This is a genomic window from Microbacterium sp. NPDC080005 (assembly GCF_040702445.1).
In the GTDB taxonomy this organism is placed as follows: domain Bacteria; phylum Actinomycetota; class Actinomycetes; order Actinomycetales; family Microbacteriaceae; genus Microbacterium; species Microbacterium oleivorans_D.
Genome location: NZ_JBFBLD010000001.1, coordinates 1046123 through 1062939 on the forward strand (window position 1 = coordinate 1046123; position 16817 = coordinate 1062939).

General features: G+C 68.9%; 14 protein-coding genes. 3 read left to right on the top strand and 11 right to left on the bottom strand.

Translation table 11 applies throughout. The annotated features are described in order from the left end of the window. Position 1 precedes the first annotated feature (1 nt). The 8 genes from AB0259_RS05060 to AB0259_RS05095 all read right to left on the bottom strand — a co-directional run bounded on the left by AB0259_RS05060 (position 2) and on the right by AB0259_RS05095 (position 9385). Positions 2 to 832, bottom strand: coding sequence for a shikimate dehydrogenase (locus AB0259_RS05060; RefSeq protein WP_366220288.1), 831 nt, complete (start codon positions 830 to 832; stop codon positions 2 to 4). Beyond that, on the bottom strand, positions 832 to 2193 hold the full coding sequence (gene mltG / locus AB0259_RS05065) for an endolytic transglycosylase MltG (protein ID WP_251580753.1): 1362 nt from the start codon (positions 2191 to 2193) through the stop codon (positions 832 to 834). The genes AB0259_RS05060 and mltG overlap by 1 nt, the downstream gene beginning before the upstream one ends. Before the next feature lie 19 nt (positions 2194 to 2212). After that, a complete protein-coding gene (gene ruvX, locus AB0259_RS05070; protein WP_251580752.1) occupies positions 2213 to 2665 on the bottom strand; it encodes a Holliday junction resolvase RuvX in 453 nt (150 codons plus the stop codon). After that, positions 2662 to 5328, bottom strand: a complete 2667-nt coding sequence (gene alaS / locus AB0259_RS05075) for an alanine--tRNA ligase (protein ID WP_366220287.1) — start codon at positions 5326 to 5328, stop codon at positions 2662 to 2664. Before alaS ends, ruvX begins: the two co-directional genes overlap by 4 nt. 68 nt (positions 5329 to 5396) lie before the next feature. Further along, complete coding sequence (locus AB0259_RS05080; RefSeq protein ID WP_251580750.1) at positions 5397 to 5693, bottom strand: ATPase; 297 nt, start codon at positions 5691 to 5693, stop codon at positions 5397 to 5399. Between the two features lie 75 nt (positions 5694 to 5768). After that, a complete protein-coding gene (gene rpsD, locus AB0259_RS05085; protein WP_251580749.1) occupies positions 5769 to 6398 on the bottom strand; it encodes a 30S ribosomal protein S4 in 630 nt (209 codons plus the stop codon). A 166-nt stretch (positions 6399 to 6564) separates the two neighbouring features. Next, positions 6565 to 8073 (bottom strand): tetratricopeptide repeat protein, encoded by a 1509-nt coding sequence (locus tag AB0259_RS05090; protein ID WP_366220285.1) that lies wholly within the window; start codon positions 8071 to 8073, stop codon positions 6565 to 6567. After that, positions 8066 to 9385 carry a replication-associated recombination protein A gene (locus AB0259_RS05095; protein WP_251580747.1) on the bottom strand — a complete coding sequence of 440 codons (1320 nt, stop codon included), beginning with the start codon at positions 9383 to 9385 and terminating at the stop codon, positions 8066 to 8068. The genes AB0259_RS05090 and AB0259_RS05095 overlap by 8 nt, the downstream gene beginning before the upstream one ends. 119 nt (positions 9386 to 9504) lie before the next feature. On the opposite strand from AB0259_RS05095, the gene AB0259_RS05100 reads away from it, so the two are divergent. From AB0259_RS05100 to AB0259_RS05110, 3 genes are all read left to right on the top strand, one after another. Then, positions 9505 to 9831: a dioxygenase gene (locus AB0259_RS05100; protein ID WP_366220283.1), complete on the top strand. Its 327-nt coding sequence runs from the start codon at positions 9505 to 9507 to the stop codon at positions 9829 to 9831. Between the two features lie 67 nt (positions 9832 to 9898). Beyond that, positions 9899 to 11152 (top strand): DUF349 domain-containing protein, encoded by a 1254-nt coding sequence (locus tag AB0259_RS05105; RefSeq protein ID WP_366220281.1) that lies wholly within the window; start codon positions 9899 to 9901, stop codon positions 11150 to 11152. A 91-nt stretch (positions 11153 to 11243) separates the two neighbouring features. Next, complete coding sequence (locus AB0259_RS05110; RefSeq protein WP_366220279.1) at positions 11244 to 11795, top strand: type IV toxin-antitoxin system AbiEi family antitoxin; 552 nt, start codon at positions 11244 to 11246, stop codon at positions 11793 to 11795. Here AB0259_RS05110 and AB0259_RS05115 read toward each other — a convergent pair. The 3 genes from AB0259_RS05115 to secD all read right to left on the bottom strand — a co-directional run bounded on the left by AB0259_RS05115 (position 11774) and on the right by secD (position 16815). Next, entirely contained in the window at positions 11774 to 14041 is a 2268-nt protein-coding gene (locus tag AB0259_RS05115; protein ID WP_251580743.1) for a bifunctional (p)ppGpp synthetase/guanosine-3',5'-bis(diphosphate) 3'-pyrophosphohydrolase, read from the bottom strand. The two genes, AB0259_RS05110 and AB0259_RS05115, sit on opposite strands and share 22 nt — an antisense overlap. 69 nt (positions 14042 to 14110) lie before the next feature. After that, the gene (secF, locus tag AB0259_RS05120; protein ID WP_366220277.1) at positions 14111 to 15100 is read right to left on the bottom strand and encodes a protein translocase subunit SecF; all 990 of its coding nucleotides are present in this window, start codon (positions 15098 to 15100) and stop codon (positions 14111 to 14113) included. After that, entirely contained in the window at positions 15100 to 16815 is a 1716-nt protein-coding gene (gene secD / locus AB0259_RS05125; protein ID WP_366220276.1) for a protein translocase subunit SecD, read from the bottom strand. Before secD ends, secF begins: the two co-directional genes overlap by 1 nt. Positions 16816 to 16817: the final 2 nt, after the last annotated feature.

Consider the following 16817-nt stretch of genomic DNA (forward strand, 5'->3'; position numbering starts at 1 on the left):
TCTAGTCTCCCACGAGCGCGCGCCGCATGACGGCCACCACCGCGTCCTCCCGGGGCAGCGGCTCGTCGACGTCGCCGGAGGCGAAGGCGCGGATCTGCAGGACCGCCTGGTGCAGCAGCATCCCCGCCCCGCCCTGCGCGGGTGCGCCGGTGCGATCCCACGCGCGCGACAGATCCGTCGGCCAGTGGCCGTACACGACGTCCATGAGGGCGCCGCCGGCGGCGGCGAGGCGATCGGCGACGCTCTCATCGACCGTCGCCCCGCCGGGCAGGGTCGCGATCGTCACATCCACCGGAGGGAGATGGGCGGCGTCGAGTAGGACGGCGTCCACGTCGAGGTTCAGCCTCGCTCCCAGGTCGCGCAGAGCTGCGGCCGCGTCGGGACGGCGCGCGGCGACCTGCACCTGCTGTGCGCCCATCTCCGCCAAGGCGACCAGGGCAGCGGATGCGGTCGCCCCGGCACCGACGATGCGCGCCCGCTCCGCGGCCACGACACCGGCCTCCGCCCACGCGGCGACGATGCCCCCGGCATCCGTGTGGAAGGCCTGCCAGCCCGCGGACGTTCGGACGAGGGTGTTCGCCGCGCCCGTGAGGGTGGCGCGGGCGTCGCGCTTCTCGGCGGCCGCGAAAGCCGCGTGCTTCAGCGGCATCGTCAGAGACAGCCCGCGGTACTCGGACCCCAAGGACGCGAGCTCGGCCGGGAACGATGCCTCGTTCACGCGACGTCGGCCGTACGTCCATTCCCAGCCGAGCAGAGCGTAGGCCGCCGTGTGCATCGCCGGCGACAGGCTGTGCTCGATCGGATCGCCCCAGACTTCCAGGGCGACCGGCATCAGGAGCAGCCTCCGTCGGGGTTGTCCCGGCACCACTGCTGGTACTGCGCGACGGCCTTCTCATGCTCGGCGAAGGTCGCGGAGAACACCGTCTCGCCCGTCTCGAGGTTCACGGTCACGAAGTACTGCCACGGCCCCTCGGCGGGCTCCACCGCCGCCTTGATGGCGAGTTCACCGGGATTGGCGATGGGCGTCACCGGCAGGCCGGGGTTGACGTAGGTGTTCCACGGGTTGTCGTCCTCGAGCTCCTCGGCGCGCGAGCTCGTGCCGCCCTCACGGTCGGCGAACGGGTACTGCGCGGTGGAATCCATCTGCAGCTTGCCGTTCGTGTCGCTGATCGACGGGTCGAGGCGGTTCTCGATGACGCGCGACACTTTGTAGAAGTCGTCCTCGTAGCGGGCTTCCTTCTCGATGATGGATGCGACGGTGAGGATGCGCTCCCGCTGGTCCACCGGGACGCCCGCGTCATCGAGGGCTTTCACCGTGCGGTCCACCATCGCCTGGACGACCTGCGTCGCCGTAACGTCAGGGTCGAAGGTGTAGGTCGCCGGGAACAGCCAGCCCTCGAGGCTCTGCGCCGTCACACCGTAGGCGGCCGGATCCTTCACGGCGGCCTCGACGTCCTCCACGGGCAGCCCGATCCCCTCCGCGATGCGCGGGACGGACTGCGCGACGGTGAGACCCTCGCGCAGCTGAGCCGTGTACTCCTGCTTGTTCGCGGGGTCCAGAAGCGCCGAGAACGCCGCTTCGGAGGTCATCTTCTGCTGCAGCGAGTAGACGCCGGGCTTGAGGACGTTCGGGTCCTCGCCGCTGTCGATCAGGAAGGAGTAGAACGCGCCGGAGGTCTTGGTGACGCCCGCGTCGAAGAGCGTCTGCGAGATGTCGGCGCCCGTCTGACCCGAGACGATCGTGACGCTCGCCTCGCCCTCGGCGAGGCCGGCATCGAAGTCCTTCGGCTCCTCCCAACCCATGACGGCGCGGATCTGGTCCTCGTAGGTGTTCCAGACGTAGAAGCCACCTGCGGCCAGTCCGCCGAGGATCGCGAGGATCACCACGAAGACACCCCAGGCGGCGACGCGGCTCTTGCGTCGGTCACGATCGTGTCGCTTCGTGGAGCTGGAGGGCGCTGCCAGACCCCTCTCCTCGAAGAGGGCGTCGATCGGTGCCGTGGAGGAGACGGGTGCGCGCGGGGGCGTCTGCGGACGAGTCGGGGCGGGGCCGACCGTCGGTGCGACCCCGCTCGCCCCCTGCTGCGCCTGACGCGCAGCCCTGCGCGAGGCGGGTGCGCCGTTCGGACCGGCCGCGGGAGCTCCGTCCGCGGGGGCGCCGGAATGGTCGTCGCGCGAAGGCGTCTCGGGCATCAGTGGACTCCTGCGTCTCCTACAGCGCCGCACCGGCCGGGTTACCGGTGCTCTTCTCGACGTCGATCGCCTGCTGGAGGAGGACGACCGCGGCTATCTGGTCGACAATCCTACGAGATGACTTCTGCGAACGCCCGTTCTGCCGCAGGACGGCGTTCGCCGACACGGTGCTGAGGCGCTCGTCGACGAGGCGTACGGGCACCTCCAGCGCGGACTCGAGCGCGGTCGCGAACTCTCGGGCGTCCGTCGTCGACGCGGTCTCCGCGCCGCCGAGGCTGATCGGCAGACCCACGAGCACCTCGATCGCGTCGTACTCCCGCGCGATCTCGACGATGCGGGCGACCGAGGTCTCGGAACGCGGCACGGTCTCCACGGGAACCGCGAGCAGGCCGTCGGCATCGCAGCGGGCGACACCGACCCGGGCCCGACCGACATCGATTCCGAGGCGTACCCCGCGACGGAATCCGCTCACGCGGTCGCGCCCTCCAGCGCCGACACGATGCTCTGCAACGCCGCGGGCAGAGCCGAGGCATCCGTCCCACCGCCCTGCGCGACGTCATCGCGGCCACCGCCGCCACCGCCCAGGACACCGGCCGCGGAGCGTGCCAGCAACCCGGCCTTGGCGCCGGCGGCGCGGGCCGACTCGTTCGTGGCGACGATCACGACGGGTCGTCCGCCCACCTCGCCGCCGAGGGCCACCACCCCCGCATCGCTGCCGAGACGCTCCCGCACCTGCAGCGCGAGCGAGCGCAGATCGTCGGCGGACCCGACGGTGCCGACGGACTCCGCCACGACCCGGTGGGAACCGGCCTGGACGGCGGATGCCGCCAGCGTCGGCACACGCTCGCCGAGCGCCTTCGCCTCGAACTGCGCGATCTTCTTCTCCGCGGCTTTCAGGCTCGCCTGCAGTTCGGCGATGCGGGCAGGGAGCTGGTCCCGGGGGATCTTCAGGCCCGAGGTGAGCTGCGAGACGATCGCGCGCTCGGCCGCGAGCTCACGGAAGGCGTCCTGCCCCACGAGGGCCTCGACACGTCGGTTCGAGGCGCCGACGGAGGACTCCCCCACCAGATTGATCAGCCCGACCTGTGCACTCGAGGACACGTGGGTGCCCGCGCACAGCTCGCGCGACCAGGGCCCGCCGATGTCGACCATGCGCACGCGGTCGCCGTACTTCTCGCCGAACAGCGCCATGGCGCCGGCAGCCTTCGCCTCGTCGAGCGAGAGGACACGCGTGGTCACCTCGAGGTCATCCCGGACGGCGTTGTTCGCGATCTCCTCGATCTCGCTGCGCGTCTCGGGCGAGAGCGCCTGACCCCAGGAGAAGTCGAAGCGCAGGTAGCCGGCGCGGTTGAGCGAGCCCGCCTGCGTCGCGCCCTTTCCGAGTGTGTCGCGGAGGGCGGCGTGGACGAGGTGGGTAGCGGAGTGCGCCTGCGCGGCCGCGCGGCGGTTCGCGGCATCCACCACCGTCGTCGCGGCGTGGCCGACGGCGACCTCGCCCGTCGTGACCTCGACGGTGTGGCTCACGAGGCCCGGGACGGGCTTCTGGACGTCGAGGACCTCGAGCTCGTAACCGGGACCCACGATGACGCCCTTGTCGGCGACCTGGCCACCGGACTCGGCGTAGAGCGCCGTCTCGGCCAGGATCACCTCGGCGATCTGACCCTGCGACGCACGGTCCGCCGGGGCACCGCCGACCAGGATGCCGAGCACACGGGACTCGGTCTCGAGGTCGGTGTACCCCGTGAAGACCGTCTCGCCGAGCGCACGGAAGTCGCGGTACACACTCGTGTCGGCCAGCTGACCCTTGCGGGAGCGGGCGTCGGCCTTCGCGCGCTCGCGCTGCTCCTTCATGAGCGTGTCGAAGCCGACGCGATCGACGCTGAGACCGGCCTCCTCGGCGATCTCGAGGGTCAGATCGATCGGGAACCCGTAAGTGTCGTGCAGCAGGAACGCCTGTGAGCCGCTGAGCGAGGTCGACTGCGTCGCCTTCGCGGACTCGATCGAGGTGTCGAGGATCTCGGACCCGCTCGCGAGGGTCCGGAGGAAAGTGGCCTCCTCGGCGAGGGCGTACTGCGACAGGCGCGCGTAATCCGCCTCGACGACCGGGTAGGACTCCTTCATCGCGTCGCGCGAGACGGCAAACAGCTCGGCGAAGGTCGGCCCCTCCACGCCGAGCAGACGCATGGAGCGGATCGCGCGACGCATGAGGCGCCGCAGGATGTAGCCGCGGCCGTCGTTCGCCGGCGTGACACCGTCCGAGAGAAGCATCAGCGACGAACGGATGTGGTCGGCCACGACCCGGAAGCGCACATCGTCGTCGTGGTCGTCGCCGTACCGCTTGCCCGAGAGTTCGACGGCCTTGTCGAGCACCGGCCGGACCTGATCGGTCTCGTACATGTTGTCGACGCCCTGCTTGATGAAGGCGACGCGCTCCAGACCCATACCGGTGTCGATGTTCTGCGCCGGCAGATCGCCCACGATGTCGAACTCGTACTTCGAGCGGACATTCGTGATCTCGTACTGCATGAAGACGAGGTTCCAGATCTCCACGTACCGGTCGTCGTCGGTCGCAGGACCGCCGTCGACCCCGTACTCGGGTCCGCGGTCGAAGAAGATCTCGGAACAAGGACCGGCGGGTCCCGGGAGACCCGTCGTCCAGTAGTTCGTGTCCTTGCCGAGGCGCTGGATGCGCTCCTCCGGAAGCGTGGAGTGCTTCAGCCAGAGCTGGATGGCCTCGTCGTCCTCTTCGTAGACGGTGACCCAGAGATCCTTGGGATCGAAGCCGAGCCCACCCTCCTCCTCAGAGGTCGTCAGCAGCTCCCAGGCGTAGCGGATCGCGCCTTCCTTGAAGTAGTCGCCGAAGGACCAGTTGCCGAGCATCTGGAAGAAGGTGCCGTGACGCGGCGTCTTGCCGACCTCTTCGATGTCGTTCGTGCGGATGCACTTCTGGTTGTCCGCGGCACGCTTGTAGGGGGCGGGGACGTCGCCGGAGAGGTAGGGGATGAAGGGGACCATGCCGGCGACCGTGAACAGCAGGGCCGGGTCGTCGCTGACGAGGGATGCCGAGGGCACGATCGTGTGCCCCTTCTTCTCGAAGTAGTCCAGGTAGCGCCGGGCGATCTCAGCGGTCTTCATCGTGTGTCCTCAACTGCATGCGGGATCGGTCGCGTCCGCACGGGCGCGACCGGGAGATGTGGGGGTGGTCAGTCGTCGAGCTTGGCGGCCGCGGAGCGACCCGCGGCGGCGACGCCGTCGACGAGGTCGGATGCGGCATCCTTCACGTCGCCTGCGACGTCCGTGGCGACGTCCTTCGCGTCGGCGACGATGCCGTCGATCTTCGCCTCCTGCGCCCGGTAGGCATCCGCCATCCGGTCGGTGAACTCGGAGATCCGCAGGTCGACCTCGGAGAGGAGCTCCTGACCTCGAGGGTCCTTGTTGACCAGGTGCGCAGCGACGAAACCGCCGGCGATGCCCAGCAGGAACCAGAGGACGTTCTTCATGGGATCCATGTTAGGTGCAAAGCAGAAGGGGCGCCGGGTGAACCCGACGCCCCTTCTGGCGATGCTCCGCCTCGCTCAGCGCGCGGCGTAGTACTCGACGACGAGCTGGACTTCACAGGTCACGGGGACCTCGGCGCGCTTCGGGCGACGCTCGAGACGTGCCTGCAGCTTGTCGAGCTCGACCGAGAGGTAGCCCGGAACCGGGGGCAGAACCTCGGCGTGACCGCCGGCGGCTGCGACCTGGAACGGCTCGAGAGCCTCGCTCTTGGCCTTGACGTGAATCGTCTGGCCCGGCTTCACGCGGAAGGACGGGCGGTCGACGAGCTGGCCGTCGACGAGGATGTGACGGTGCACGACGAGCTGGCGCGCCTGTGCGGTCGTGCGGGCGAAGCCCGAACGCAGCACGAGGGCGTCGAGACGCATCTCGAGGAGCTCGACGAGGTTCTCACCGGTCAGGCCCTCGGTGCGGCGGGCCTCGTTGAAGGTGTTGCGCAGCTGCTTCTCGCGGATGCCGTACTGCTCGCGCAGACGCTGCTTCTCGCGGAGGCGGACGGCGTAGTCGCTGTCCTGCTTGCGCTTGGTGCGGCCGTGCTCACCCGGAGCGTAGGGACGCTTCTCGAGGTAGCGGGCGGCCTTGGGGGTCAGTGCGACGCCGAGGGCGCGCGAGAGGCGCACCTTGCGGCGGTCCTGGGACTTCGTTGCCACGAAATCTTCCTTCCATGACGTGGCCATGTCTTTCACGGCTCACGGGCGTATCGCCTTCTCTCGCCCTTTCGGACTGCACGCCGGGGCACGCCGGAAGGTGGGAAAGAGAGAAGAGGATGCCCGAAAACACGGTTTCGAGCCGGTCAAGTCTAACAGACGAGCCGGATCATCCCCGGTCACGTGCCAGGTCGAGGGCACCAGGAGGGTAGAACGGCATCGACTCCCGCGCCGCGTCATCCACCGGGTACCACCCGACGCTCGTCTCACCGTCGAGCACCGGCAGTCGACCGCCCCGCGGGAGTGCCTCCAACTCCGCGCTCCGGGCGGCGAAGACATAGGCGATCTCGTTCCCGGTACGGCCTTCGTTGTCGAAGATGTTCTCGAGCACGCCGAGGAGCCGGGTCTCGGTGACGGTCGCGCCCAGCTCCTCGAGGATCTCGCGACGGACGGCGGCTTCCGCGGTCTCCCCCGGTTGCACCCCTCCGCCCGGGGCGCGCAGGAAGGCAGGGCGCGCCGATGTGGCGGCATACTCCTCCGCGAGGACCCGACCGTCCTGGATCACGACCGCGACCGCGATGACCCGGATGCGGGGGCGCGTGTGGAGCTCATCGGCGCAGGCGCGCAGGGCGCGACCGTACAGAGGCAGGTCGCCTGCGAGCGCTCCGAGCGCGGTGCGGAGGGCACGCGCAGGTTTGTCGTCGTCGAAGAGCGCGAGCGCCTCGAATCCTCGGGCGGCGGGGGCCAACGGGTCAGACGGATCGATGGCCTTCAGCACCGCGATCGCGCCGGACGGGTCACCCACGTTCCGGAGCGAACTCGCGAGCTGAATGAGGGCTTGAGTGCGGAAGGGGGCACCCAGACCGGCATCCAGAGCCCGCCGGTAGAGCGGGACAGCCGCCGCCTCCTCGCCGAGGAAGTCTTCGACCGACGCGCGCTCGAACAGCGCTCGCGGGTCATCGGCCGCACGGTGGGACAGGACGTCCTCCATCGCCGCGCGCAGTGCCTCGGGCTGCTCGTCGGCGGCGGCGTCCCACACATCCTGGACGCGCCGCTCCCACGCATCAGGCGCTTCCGGGCCCGTGGGAGGGCTGATCAGGAGCGCCCGGACGCGACGCTGCAACTGGGAGAGCCGCGCATCGTCGAGAGGAGCACGGACGAATGCGCTCATGCCGCGGAGTGCGACGCCTGCATCGCTGAGCTCACCCGTCAGCAGGTGCTCGAGGAACTCCGCATCCGGCACCTCTCTCACCGTGCCTGACTCGCCCTCCCCCCACTCCGCCGGGCCTGCGGGGGCACAGTCGGCCGCGATGAGCACATGCTTCCGGCGCGTGGAGTTGGCTCCGCTCCACTCGGAACCCGCATGGAAGACCGCCGCGGGGGCGTACCCGGTCTCCTCCCGCAGTTCGCGAAGACCCGCCTCGCGAGGCGTTTCACCAGGGTCGACTGCGCCGCCCGGGATCTCAGCAAGCATCCGGCGAGGACCGACACGGAACTGCTCGAAGAGGACCACGGTCCCGTCCGCGGTGAATGCGACGACGGCGACGGTGTCATGCTGTTCGAGGATGTCCCACTGGGTCTGCGTGCCATCCGGCATCCGATAGGCGTCGCGTCTGATGCGAGCGAAACCCTCGTACGCGACCTGACTCGACTCGCGGGTCCATTCTCCTTCAGTCACCGAGGATCTTCCGGATCTTCTCGAGACGGGCGGAGATGTCGCGCTCGACGCCGCGCGAGGTCGGTTCGTAGTAGCGCCGGCCACGCAACTCGTCGGGCAGGTACTGCTGCGTCGCGACCCCGACATCGAGATCGTGCGGGTAGACGTAGCCTTTGCCGTGACCCAGTCGTTTTGCGCCCGCGTAGTGCGCGTCGCGCAGGTGCACCGGGACACGACCGAAGCCGCCGGCGCGCACGTCGGCGATGGCGGCGTTGATCGCGGTGTAGGCGGCGTTCGACTTCGCCGTCGTCGCGAGATACGCCGTCGCCTCCGCGAGCGGGATCCGACCCTCGGGCATCCCGATGAACGCCACCGCGTCCGCGGCGGCGACCGCGATCTGCAGCGCCTGCGGGTCGGCGAGACCGATGTCCTCCGCGGCCGAGATCACCAGGCGGCGGGCGATGAAACGCGGGTCCTCCCCCGCTTCGATCATGCGGGCGAGGTAATGCATCGCGGCGTCCGGATCGGATCCACGGATCGACTTGATGAAGGCGCTGATGACGTCGTAGTGCTCATCGCCCTGCCGGTCGTAGCGGAGGAGCGCTCGGTCGACGGCCTGCGCGACGTGTTCCGCGGTGATGACAGGCGGATCGCCGCCCGGTTCGGCCATGGCCGCAGCGGCCTCCAGCGAGGTCAAGGCGCGACGCGCGTCCCCGGACGCGAGATGGACCAGGGCGGCACGGGCCTCATCGGAGAGCTCGACGGCGCCGGCGAGACCGCGGGGGTCAGTCACCGCGCGATCGATGAGCATGCCGAGGTCCGCGTCGGTGAGCGGCTGCAGCGTGAGGAGAAGGGAGCGGGACAGCAGCGGAGAGATCACGGAGAACGAGGGGTTCTCCGTCGTGGCCGCGATGAGGATCACCCAGCCGTTCTCGACACCGGGCAGCAGGGCATCCTGCTGCGCCTTCGTGAAGCGGTGGATCTCGTCGAGGAAGAGGATCGTCGACGTCCCGTACAGATCTCGTTGGGTCATCGCCTCCTGCATGACCTCGCGCACGTCCTTGACCCCGGCGGTCACGGCGGACAGTTCCACGAAGCGGCGACCCGACGTGCGCGCGATGGCCTGAGCGAGCGTGGTCTTACCGGTCCCCGGCGGCCCCCAGAGGATGACCGACACGGCACCGGTGGTCGCGCGTCCCGGGTCGGCGAGGGCGACCAGCGGTGAGCCGGGACGCAGGAGGTGCGTCTGTCCGGCCACCTCGTCGAGAGACGCAGGACGCATCCTCACAGCCAAGGGCGTCGCTCCACGGAAAAGCGCGTCACTCGGGGCCATCCTCCCAGGCTAATCGCCACCACCGACATCGTGACCGCGTCGGTTTGGAACGGATGCCGCGAACTGAATAATGTGCAGGGGGCTGCGCGGCAGAGCGCGGCACGGACGAAAGGGTCGCCGTGGCAGCGGGTAGGAGCAAGGGGCGTGACAGCGCGCAGGCGCGCGAGCGCGCCCGCGTGTACGAGGCTCGCCGCCGATTCCACGCATCCGTCGATCAGCGGCGGCGACGCGACAACCTGATCGCGGGCGTCGCGGGCGGTCTGCTCATCGTCGCTTTGCTGGGTGCTCAGGTCGCGTACTACACCGTCGGACCCGGTACCCCGGAACCCGCACCGACACCCACCGCGCCCGCTTCTCCGAGCGGGACACCCAGCCCCGACGTCAGCGGATCGCCGACGCCGTCCCCCTCGCCGTCGGACACACCGACCGCCTCTCCCACTCCGTGACCGCCGTACTAGGCTGAGTCACTAATCCGACCCCCATGCGGCGCATGCCGCCGACGAGGTGACCCCCGTGAGTTCCGCCACCCCTGAATCCGCCGAGACCCAGCCGTGGGGCCGCGTCGACGACGACGGCACCGTCTCCGTCCGCGAGGGCGACCAGTGGCGTGTCGTCGGACAGTACCCCGACGGCACGTCCGAAGAGGCGCTGGCCTACTTTGAGCGCAAGTTCGCCGACCTCGCATCCGAGGTCACCCTGCTCGAAGTGCGTCACCGTCGCGGCGGGGCGTCGGCCTCCGACCTCCGTGCCACGGCCCGAGCGATCCGCGAGCGCCTGGACGGCGCCGCCGCTGTCGGTGACCTGACCTCGCTGGAGGCTCGAGTGACCGCCTTGGAGGGTGCCCTCTCGGAGGCGAGCGCGGAAGAGGCGCAGGCGCAGCGCGCTGCGGTGGATGCCGCCGTGGCCGAGCGCGAGTCGATCGTCGCGGACATCGAGGCGATCGCCGCCAAGGACCCGCGCTCCATCCAGTGGAAGCAGACGACGGCCGACGTGGCGGCGCTGTTCGCGCGCTGGCAGGAGCACCAGAGCACCGGCCCCCGCCTGCCGAAGTCGGTCGGCCAGCAACTCTGGAAGCGGTTCCGCGACGCTCGTGCCGTCATCGACAAGAACCGTCGCGAGTTCTACTCGAGCCTCGATGAGCAGCACAAGAGCGCCCGCGACGCGAAGACGCGCCTGGTGGAGCGCGCGGAAGCCCTCGCCCCTCAGGGCGAAGACGGCATCGCCGCCTATCGATCCCTGCTCGACCAGTGGAAGTCGGCCGGCCGCGCGGGCAAGAAGGCCGACGACGCGCTGTGGGCTCGATTCAAGGCGGCCGGTGACGTCCTCTACGGTGCCCGCATCGAACGTGAGAACGCCGACGTCGAGGCATCCAAGGAGAAGATCGAGGCCAAGCGCGCCCTCCTCGAGGAGGCTGCCGGGGTCGCGAAGGAGAAGGACAACACCAAGGCGCGCACCCTCCTCACGAACATCCAGCGTCAATGGGATGAGATCGGGCGGGTCTTCCCTCGCGAGACCGAGCGGGGGCTGGACGACCAGCTGCGCAAGGTCGAGAACGCGCTCAAAGCGCGCGAGGACGAGGACTGGAAGCGGAACAACCCCGAGACCAAGGCGCGTCAGAACGACATGACGAGCCAGCTCCAGGATGCGATCTCCAAGCTGGAGGACGAGCTCGCCGCCGCGGAAGCCTCGAAGGACAAGGCGGCGATCGCGAAGGCCAAGGACGCGCTCGAGGCTCGCAAGGGCTGGCTGCGCGCCCTGGGCGGCTGAGCACTCTCCGCACATCGCCGGAGAATGACGCGTTCTCCACAGAACGCCGGCACTGCCGTTCGGTCACGCCTGGTTGTCGCAGACTGCCGTCATGTGGCCGTTCCTGTACTTCTCGGGCGACCGTCTGTCGACCGCGGAACTGTCAGCGGCACGGCTCGACGGCCACGTCGTCGAGATCGGTGAGGCGTACATGCCCGCCGACGCCGTCGAGACCCGCGAACTGCGCGCGGCCTCGTTCCGCGGACTCACCGGCGCCCACCGCGCCGTCACGCATGCCAGCGCGGCTTGGGTTCATGGTGCGATCCCCGATCCTCCCCTCATCCACGCCCTGCAACGCGCAGGGCGGACCCGTGGCGCCTTCCCCGTGGACGCTCGGATCCGCTTCCGGGACGTCGAGCTGCCGGCATCCGATGTCGAGATGATCAGCGGCGTCGCGGTGACGACCCCCGTGCGCACCCTCGTCGACCTCGTCCGCGACGCCGTCACCGTTGCCGCGCCGTCACGCGTGGTCGACGACGTGCTCGCGTGGCGGCCCAAGCTTCTGGGCGAAGCGATCGCATGGCTCGAGGCCGCCGGGCCGGTCCACCACAAGCGAGCCGCCGCCGCGGAGCTGCGCCGCCGTCAGGAGGACGTGACGCGGTAGACGTCGTACACCGCGTCGATGCGCCGAACCGCGTTCAGCACACGGTCCAGGTGCACGGTGTCACCCATTTCGAAGACGTATCGGCTGAGCGCGAGACGGTCGTTCGTCGTCTGGACGGATGCCGAGAGGATGTTCACATGGTGCTCGCTGAGCACACGCGTGATGTCGCTCAGGAGGCCCGACCGGTCGAGGGCTTCGACCTGGATGTGGACGAGGAAGACGCTCTTCGACGTCGGCGCCCACGAGACCTCGATCATCCGATCGGGCTGGTCACGGAGCGCGGCCGCGTTGGTGCAGTCCGCACGGTGGACGGACACGCCGCTGCCGCGCGTGACGAAGCCCACGATCTCGTCGCCGGGCACCGGTGTGCAGCACTTCGCGAGCTTGACCAGGATGTCGGGGGCGCCGCGGACGAGCACACCCGAGTCGCCGCCTCGCGGTGCCTTCGAGCGGCCGACGGCAGGCAGGTCGATCGGACCGGTGGAGGTGTCCTCCTCCTCCGAGCGCACCAGGGCCGTGACCTTCTCGATCACCGACTGGGTCGATACGTGCCCCTCGCCGACGGCGGCGTACAGGGCGGTCACGTCCTCGTAGCGCAGCTGGTGCGCCACCGCGGTGAACGAGTCCTGGTTCATCAGCCGCTGCAGCGGCAGGTTCTGCCGACGCATCGCGCGCGCGATGGCGTCCTTGCCCTGCTCGACCGCCTCGTCGCGGCGTTCCTTCGTGAACCAGCCGCGGATCTTGTTGCGCGCACGGGTGCTCTTGACGAACGCCAGCCAGTCCTGGCTCGGCCCGGCATCCGGGTTCTTCGAGGTGAACACCTCGACGACGTCGCCCGAGTGCAGCTCGGACTCCAGCGGGACGAGCCGGCCGTTCACCTTGGCGCCCATCGTGCGGTGACCGATCTCGGTGTGCACGGCGTAGGCGAAGTCGACGGGCGTCGCACCGGCGGGAAGTCCGATCACACGCCCCTTGGGCGTGAAGACGTAGACCTCCTTCGCGCCGATCTCGAAGCGCAGCGAGTCGAGGAATTCGCCGGGGTCGGCGGTCTCGGCCTGCCAGTCCGAGATGTGGGCGAGCCACGCCATGTCCTGGTCGATGGCTTTGGAGTCCGCCTTGCCGCCGGCGATCTGCTCCTTGTACTTCCAGTGCGCCGCGACGCCGTACTCGGCCTGCTGGTGCATCTCGTGAGTACGGATCTGGATCTCGACCGTACGCCCGCCGGGGCCGATGACGGTCGTGTGCAGCGACTGGTACAGGTTGAACTTCGGGGTGGCGATGTAATCCTTGAACCGGCCCGGGATCGGCGTCCAGCGCGCGTGGATCGCGCCGAGCACCGCGTAGCAGTCACGCACCGTGTTGACCATGACACGGATGCCGATGAGGTCGTAGATGTCGTCGAACTCGCGACCGCGGACGACCATCTTCTGGTACACCGAGTAGAGCTGCTTGGGACGACCCATGACCCGCCCGCGGATCCGAAGATCGCGCAGATCGGTCTCCACGGCGTCGATGACCGTGTGCACGTACTGCTCGCGCTGCGGCGTCCGCTGCTTCACGAGGGAGTCGATCTCGGCGTAGAGCTTGGGATGCAGCACCGCGAACGACAGATCCTCGAGCTCGCTCTTCGCGGTCTGGATGCCGAGACGGTGCGCCAGCGGTGCGTAGATCTCGAGAGTCTCGCGCGCCTTCTTGGCCGCCTTCTCAGGGGGCACGAAGCCCCAGGTGCGCGCGTTGTGGAGTCGGTCCGCGAGTTTGATGAGAAGGACGCGGATGTCCTTGGACATCGCCACGATCATCTTCCGGACGGTCTCAGCCTGCGCCGCGTCGCCGTACTTGACCTTGTCGAGCTTCGTCACACCGTCGACGAGCATGGCGACTTCGTCACCGAAGTCCGCGGTCAATTGGTCGAGCGAGTAGTCGGTGTCCTCGACCGTGTCGTGCAGCAGCGCGGCAGCGATCGCGCGCGGACCGAGACCGAGCTCCGCGAGGATCTGCGCGACGGCGAGTGGATGCGTGATGTACGGCTCGCCGCTCTGACGCTTCTGCGAGGCGTGCGCCTTCGCCGCGGTCCGATAGGCGCGCTCGACGATGGCGATGTCGCCCTTGGGATGGTGCACCCGCACCGTCCGCATGAGCTCCTCGAGCGCATCCCTCGACGGGGCGCGGGAGAAGATCCGCGGCACCAACCGCCGCAGCGATTGACCGCCCGTCGCGGTTCCCGTGGGAGTGACCGCTTCAGCCATGCGATCTCCTCCCCTCTGTCCGCACGCGCGTGGAACTGGAGGTCAATCCTACGCCCGCGCGCATCCGGCTCAGACCGCGGCGACGGCGGCCGAGCGGGCCTCGACCACGCGCTGATCCCGTGCCTTCAGCTCGGACTCGTTCTCCCGCAGCAGCGAGTAGAGCGGGGCTGCGACGAACAGCGTCGAGTAGGCGGCGACGATCGTGCCGACGAAGATCGAGAGGGAGATGTCGGTCAGCGTCTGCGCCCCGAGCCACAGGGCACCGATGAACAGGATCGCACCGGTCGGCAGGACGGCGACGACGGTGGTGTTGATCGAGCGGACGAGGGTCTGGTTCACCGCCAGGTTGACCGATTCGCCGAAGGTGCGACCCGACTTCTCGCCGTCTTCGAACGTGTTCTCGCGGATCTTGTCGAACACGACGGTGGTGTCGTACAGCGAGTAGGACAGGATCGTGAGGAAGCCGATGACCGCCGCGGGCGAGATCTCGAACCCGAACAGCGCGTAGACCCCGACGGTGACGACGAGCACGTCGACGAGACCGATCATCGCGGCGACGGACATCTTCCACGTCCGGAAGTAGAGCGCCAGGATGAGGAACGTCAGAACGAGGAAGATGACGAGGCCCCAGAGGGACTGCCGCGTCACGCTCTCGCCCCAGCTCGGGCCGATGAAGGACGAGCTGACGCTCTCCTCAGACACCCCGAACGTCGACACGAGCGCATCGGTGACTTCGCGCGTTTCCAGCTCACCCAGCTGGTCGGTCTGGATGCGCAGGCTGTCGTCGCCGACCGTCGTGACGCGGGTCGCGGCATCCGGGACCACTGACTGCACCGCATCGGTCGCGCGCAGCTGATCCGGAGAGGCGACGTCGTTGACGGTGAACTGCGATCCACCGGTGAACTCGATCGAGAACTGGATGGGACGGAAGACCGGAACGAGCGCCGAGCCGATCACGAGGATCGCGGCGATGAGGAACCACAGCCGCCGGCGGCCGACGAACGGGAAGGAGACCTTCCCGGTGTACAGGTCGTTGCCGAAATCGTTCATGGAACGCATCAGTCGTCCCCCTCCCCTGCCGAGCGGGTATCGCCGCTCTGCTGCGCGAGCTTGCGCTCGGCGATCGTCTGACGGCGCACCGCCTCGCTCCGCGATCGCGAGGACCGCTTCTCGGCCTGCGACTTGCCGACGGCGGCGACCGGTGCGCGGAACTGCGCACGACCGCGGTACACCGCGCCGAGAGCGGTCGGGTCGAGCCCGGACAGCTTGTGCCCGCCGCCGAAGAACTTCGTCCGGGCCAGCAGCTGCAGGACCGGGTGCGTGAAGAGCACGAAGATGAGCACGTCGATCACGGTCGTGAGACCCAGCGTGAACGCGAAGCCCTTCACCGTCGCGTCGGCGAGGATGTAGAGCACGACGGCGGCGAGGATGTTGATGGACTTGGAGATGTAGATGGTCCGCTTCGCCCGCGCCCACCCGTCCTCGACGGCGCTCGTGATCGACTTGCCATCGCGGAGCTCGTCGCGGATGCGCTCGAAGTAGACGATGAACGAGTCGGCGGTGAAGCCGATCGTCACGATGAGGCCCGCCACACCCGCGAGGGACAGCCGGAAGCCCATCCGCCACGCGAGGATGCAGAGCGTGATGTACGTGAGGATGCCCATCACCGCGAGCGACGCGATGATGACAGAACCGAGCGCGCGATAGACGACGAGCGAGTACACGGCGACGAGCGCGAGACCGATGAGGCCCGCGACGAGACCGATGAGCAGCTGCTGTGAACCCAGAGTGGCGGAGATCGCGTTGCTGCTCTGGACCTCGAAGCTCAGCGGAAGGGCACCGTACTTGAGCTGGTCGGCGAGCGTCTTCGACGTGTCCTGATCGAAGTTGCCGGTGATCTGCGGCTTGCCGTCGGTGATGACGGCGTTCATCGAGGGAGCGGAGATGACCTCGCCGTCGAGCACGAAGGCGAACTGGTTCTGGGGCGACTGCAGGTTGAACAGGCGCTGGCTGATCTCGCCGAAGGTCTCGGTCCCGGCGCTGTCGAAGACGATGTTGACGGCCCACTGACCGTTCTGCGAGTTCAGACCGTTCGTCGCGTCGGAGATCGCCGACCCATCCAGCTCGACGGGGCCCAGGAGGTACTTCGCCGAACCGTCGGCGTCACACGTGATGAGCGGCTCGCCGGCCGGCTGCTGCGCAGGGTCGTTCGCGGGATTCGCACAGTCGTATGCGAGGAACTCGGCCTGGACCTCTTCGGTCGCCCAGGACAGGTCGCTGCCATCGGTCGGCGACGGTGTGGGCGTCGCGTTCAGTGAGGGGCCCGGGGTCGGATACGGCGTCTCGTTGCCGTCCTCGCCCACGAAGGTGTTGCTCGGGGCGGCCGTGTACAGCACGGCGCGCAGCTGCATCTGCGCCGACCGGCCGATCCGGTCGCGCGTCTCCTCATCCGCGATGCCCGGGAGCTGCACCACGATCTGGTTGCCCGCCTGCGTGGTGATGTCGGTCTCGCCGACACCAGAGGCATCCACTCGCTGACGGATGATCGAGACGGCCTGCTGCATCTGATCGGCGGTGGGCTGTGCGCCGTCCTCCGTCTGCGCCTGGAGGATGATCTGCGTGCCGCCCTGCAGATCGAGCGCCAGTTCCGGGACCCAGGAACTCCGCTCGAAGAGGTACACGCCGGCGGCGTTCACGCCGAAAAGGACGGCCGTGAGGGCCAGGAGTCCGATCAGAGCGCGCCACGCGCGGCGGACGGGAGTGGATGAAGCCACGG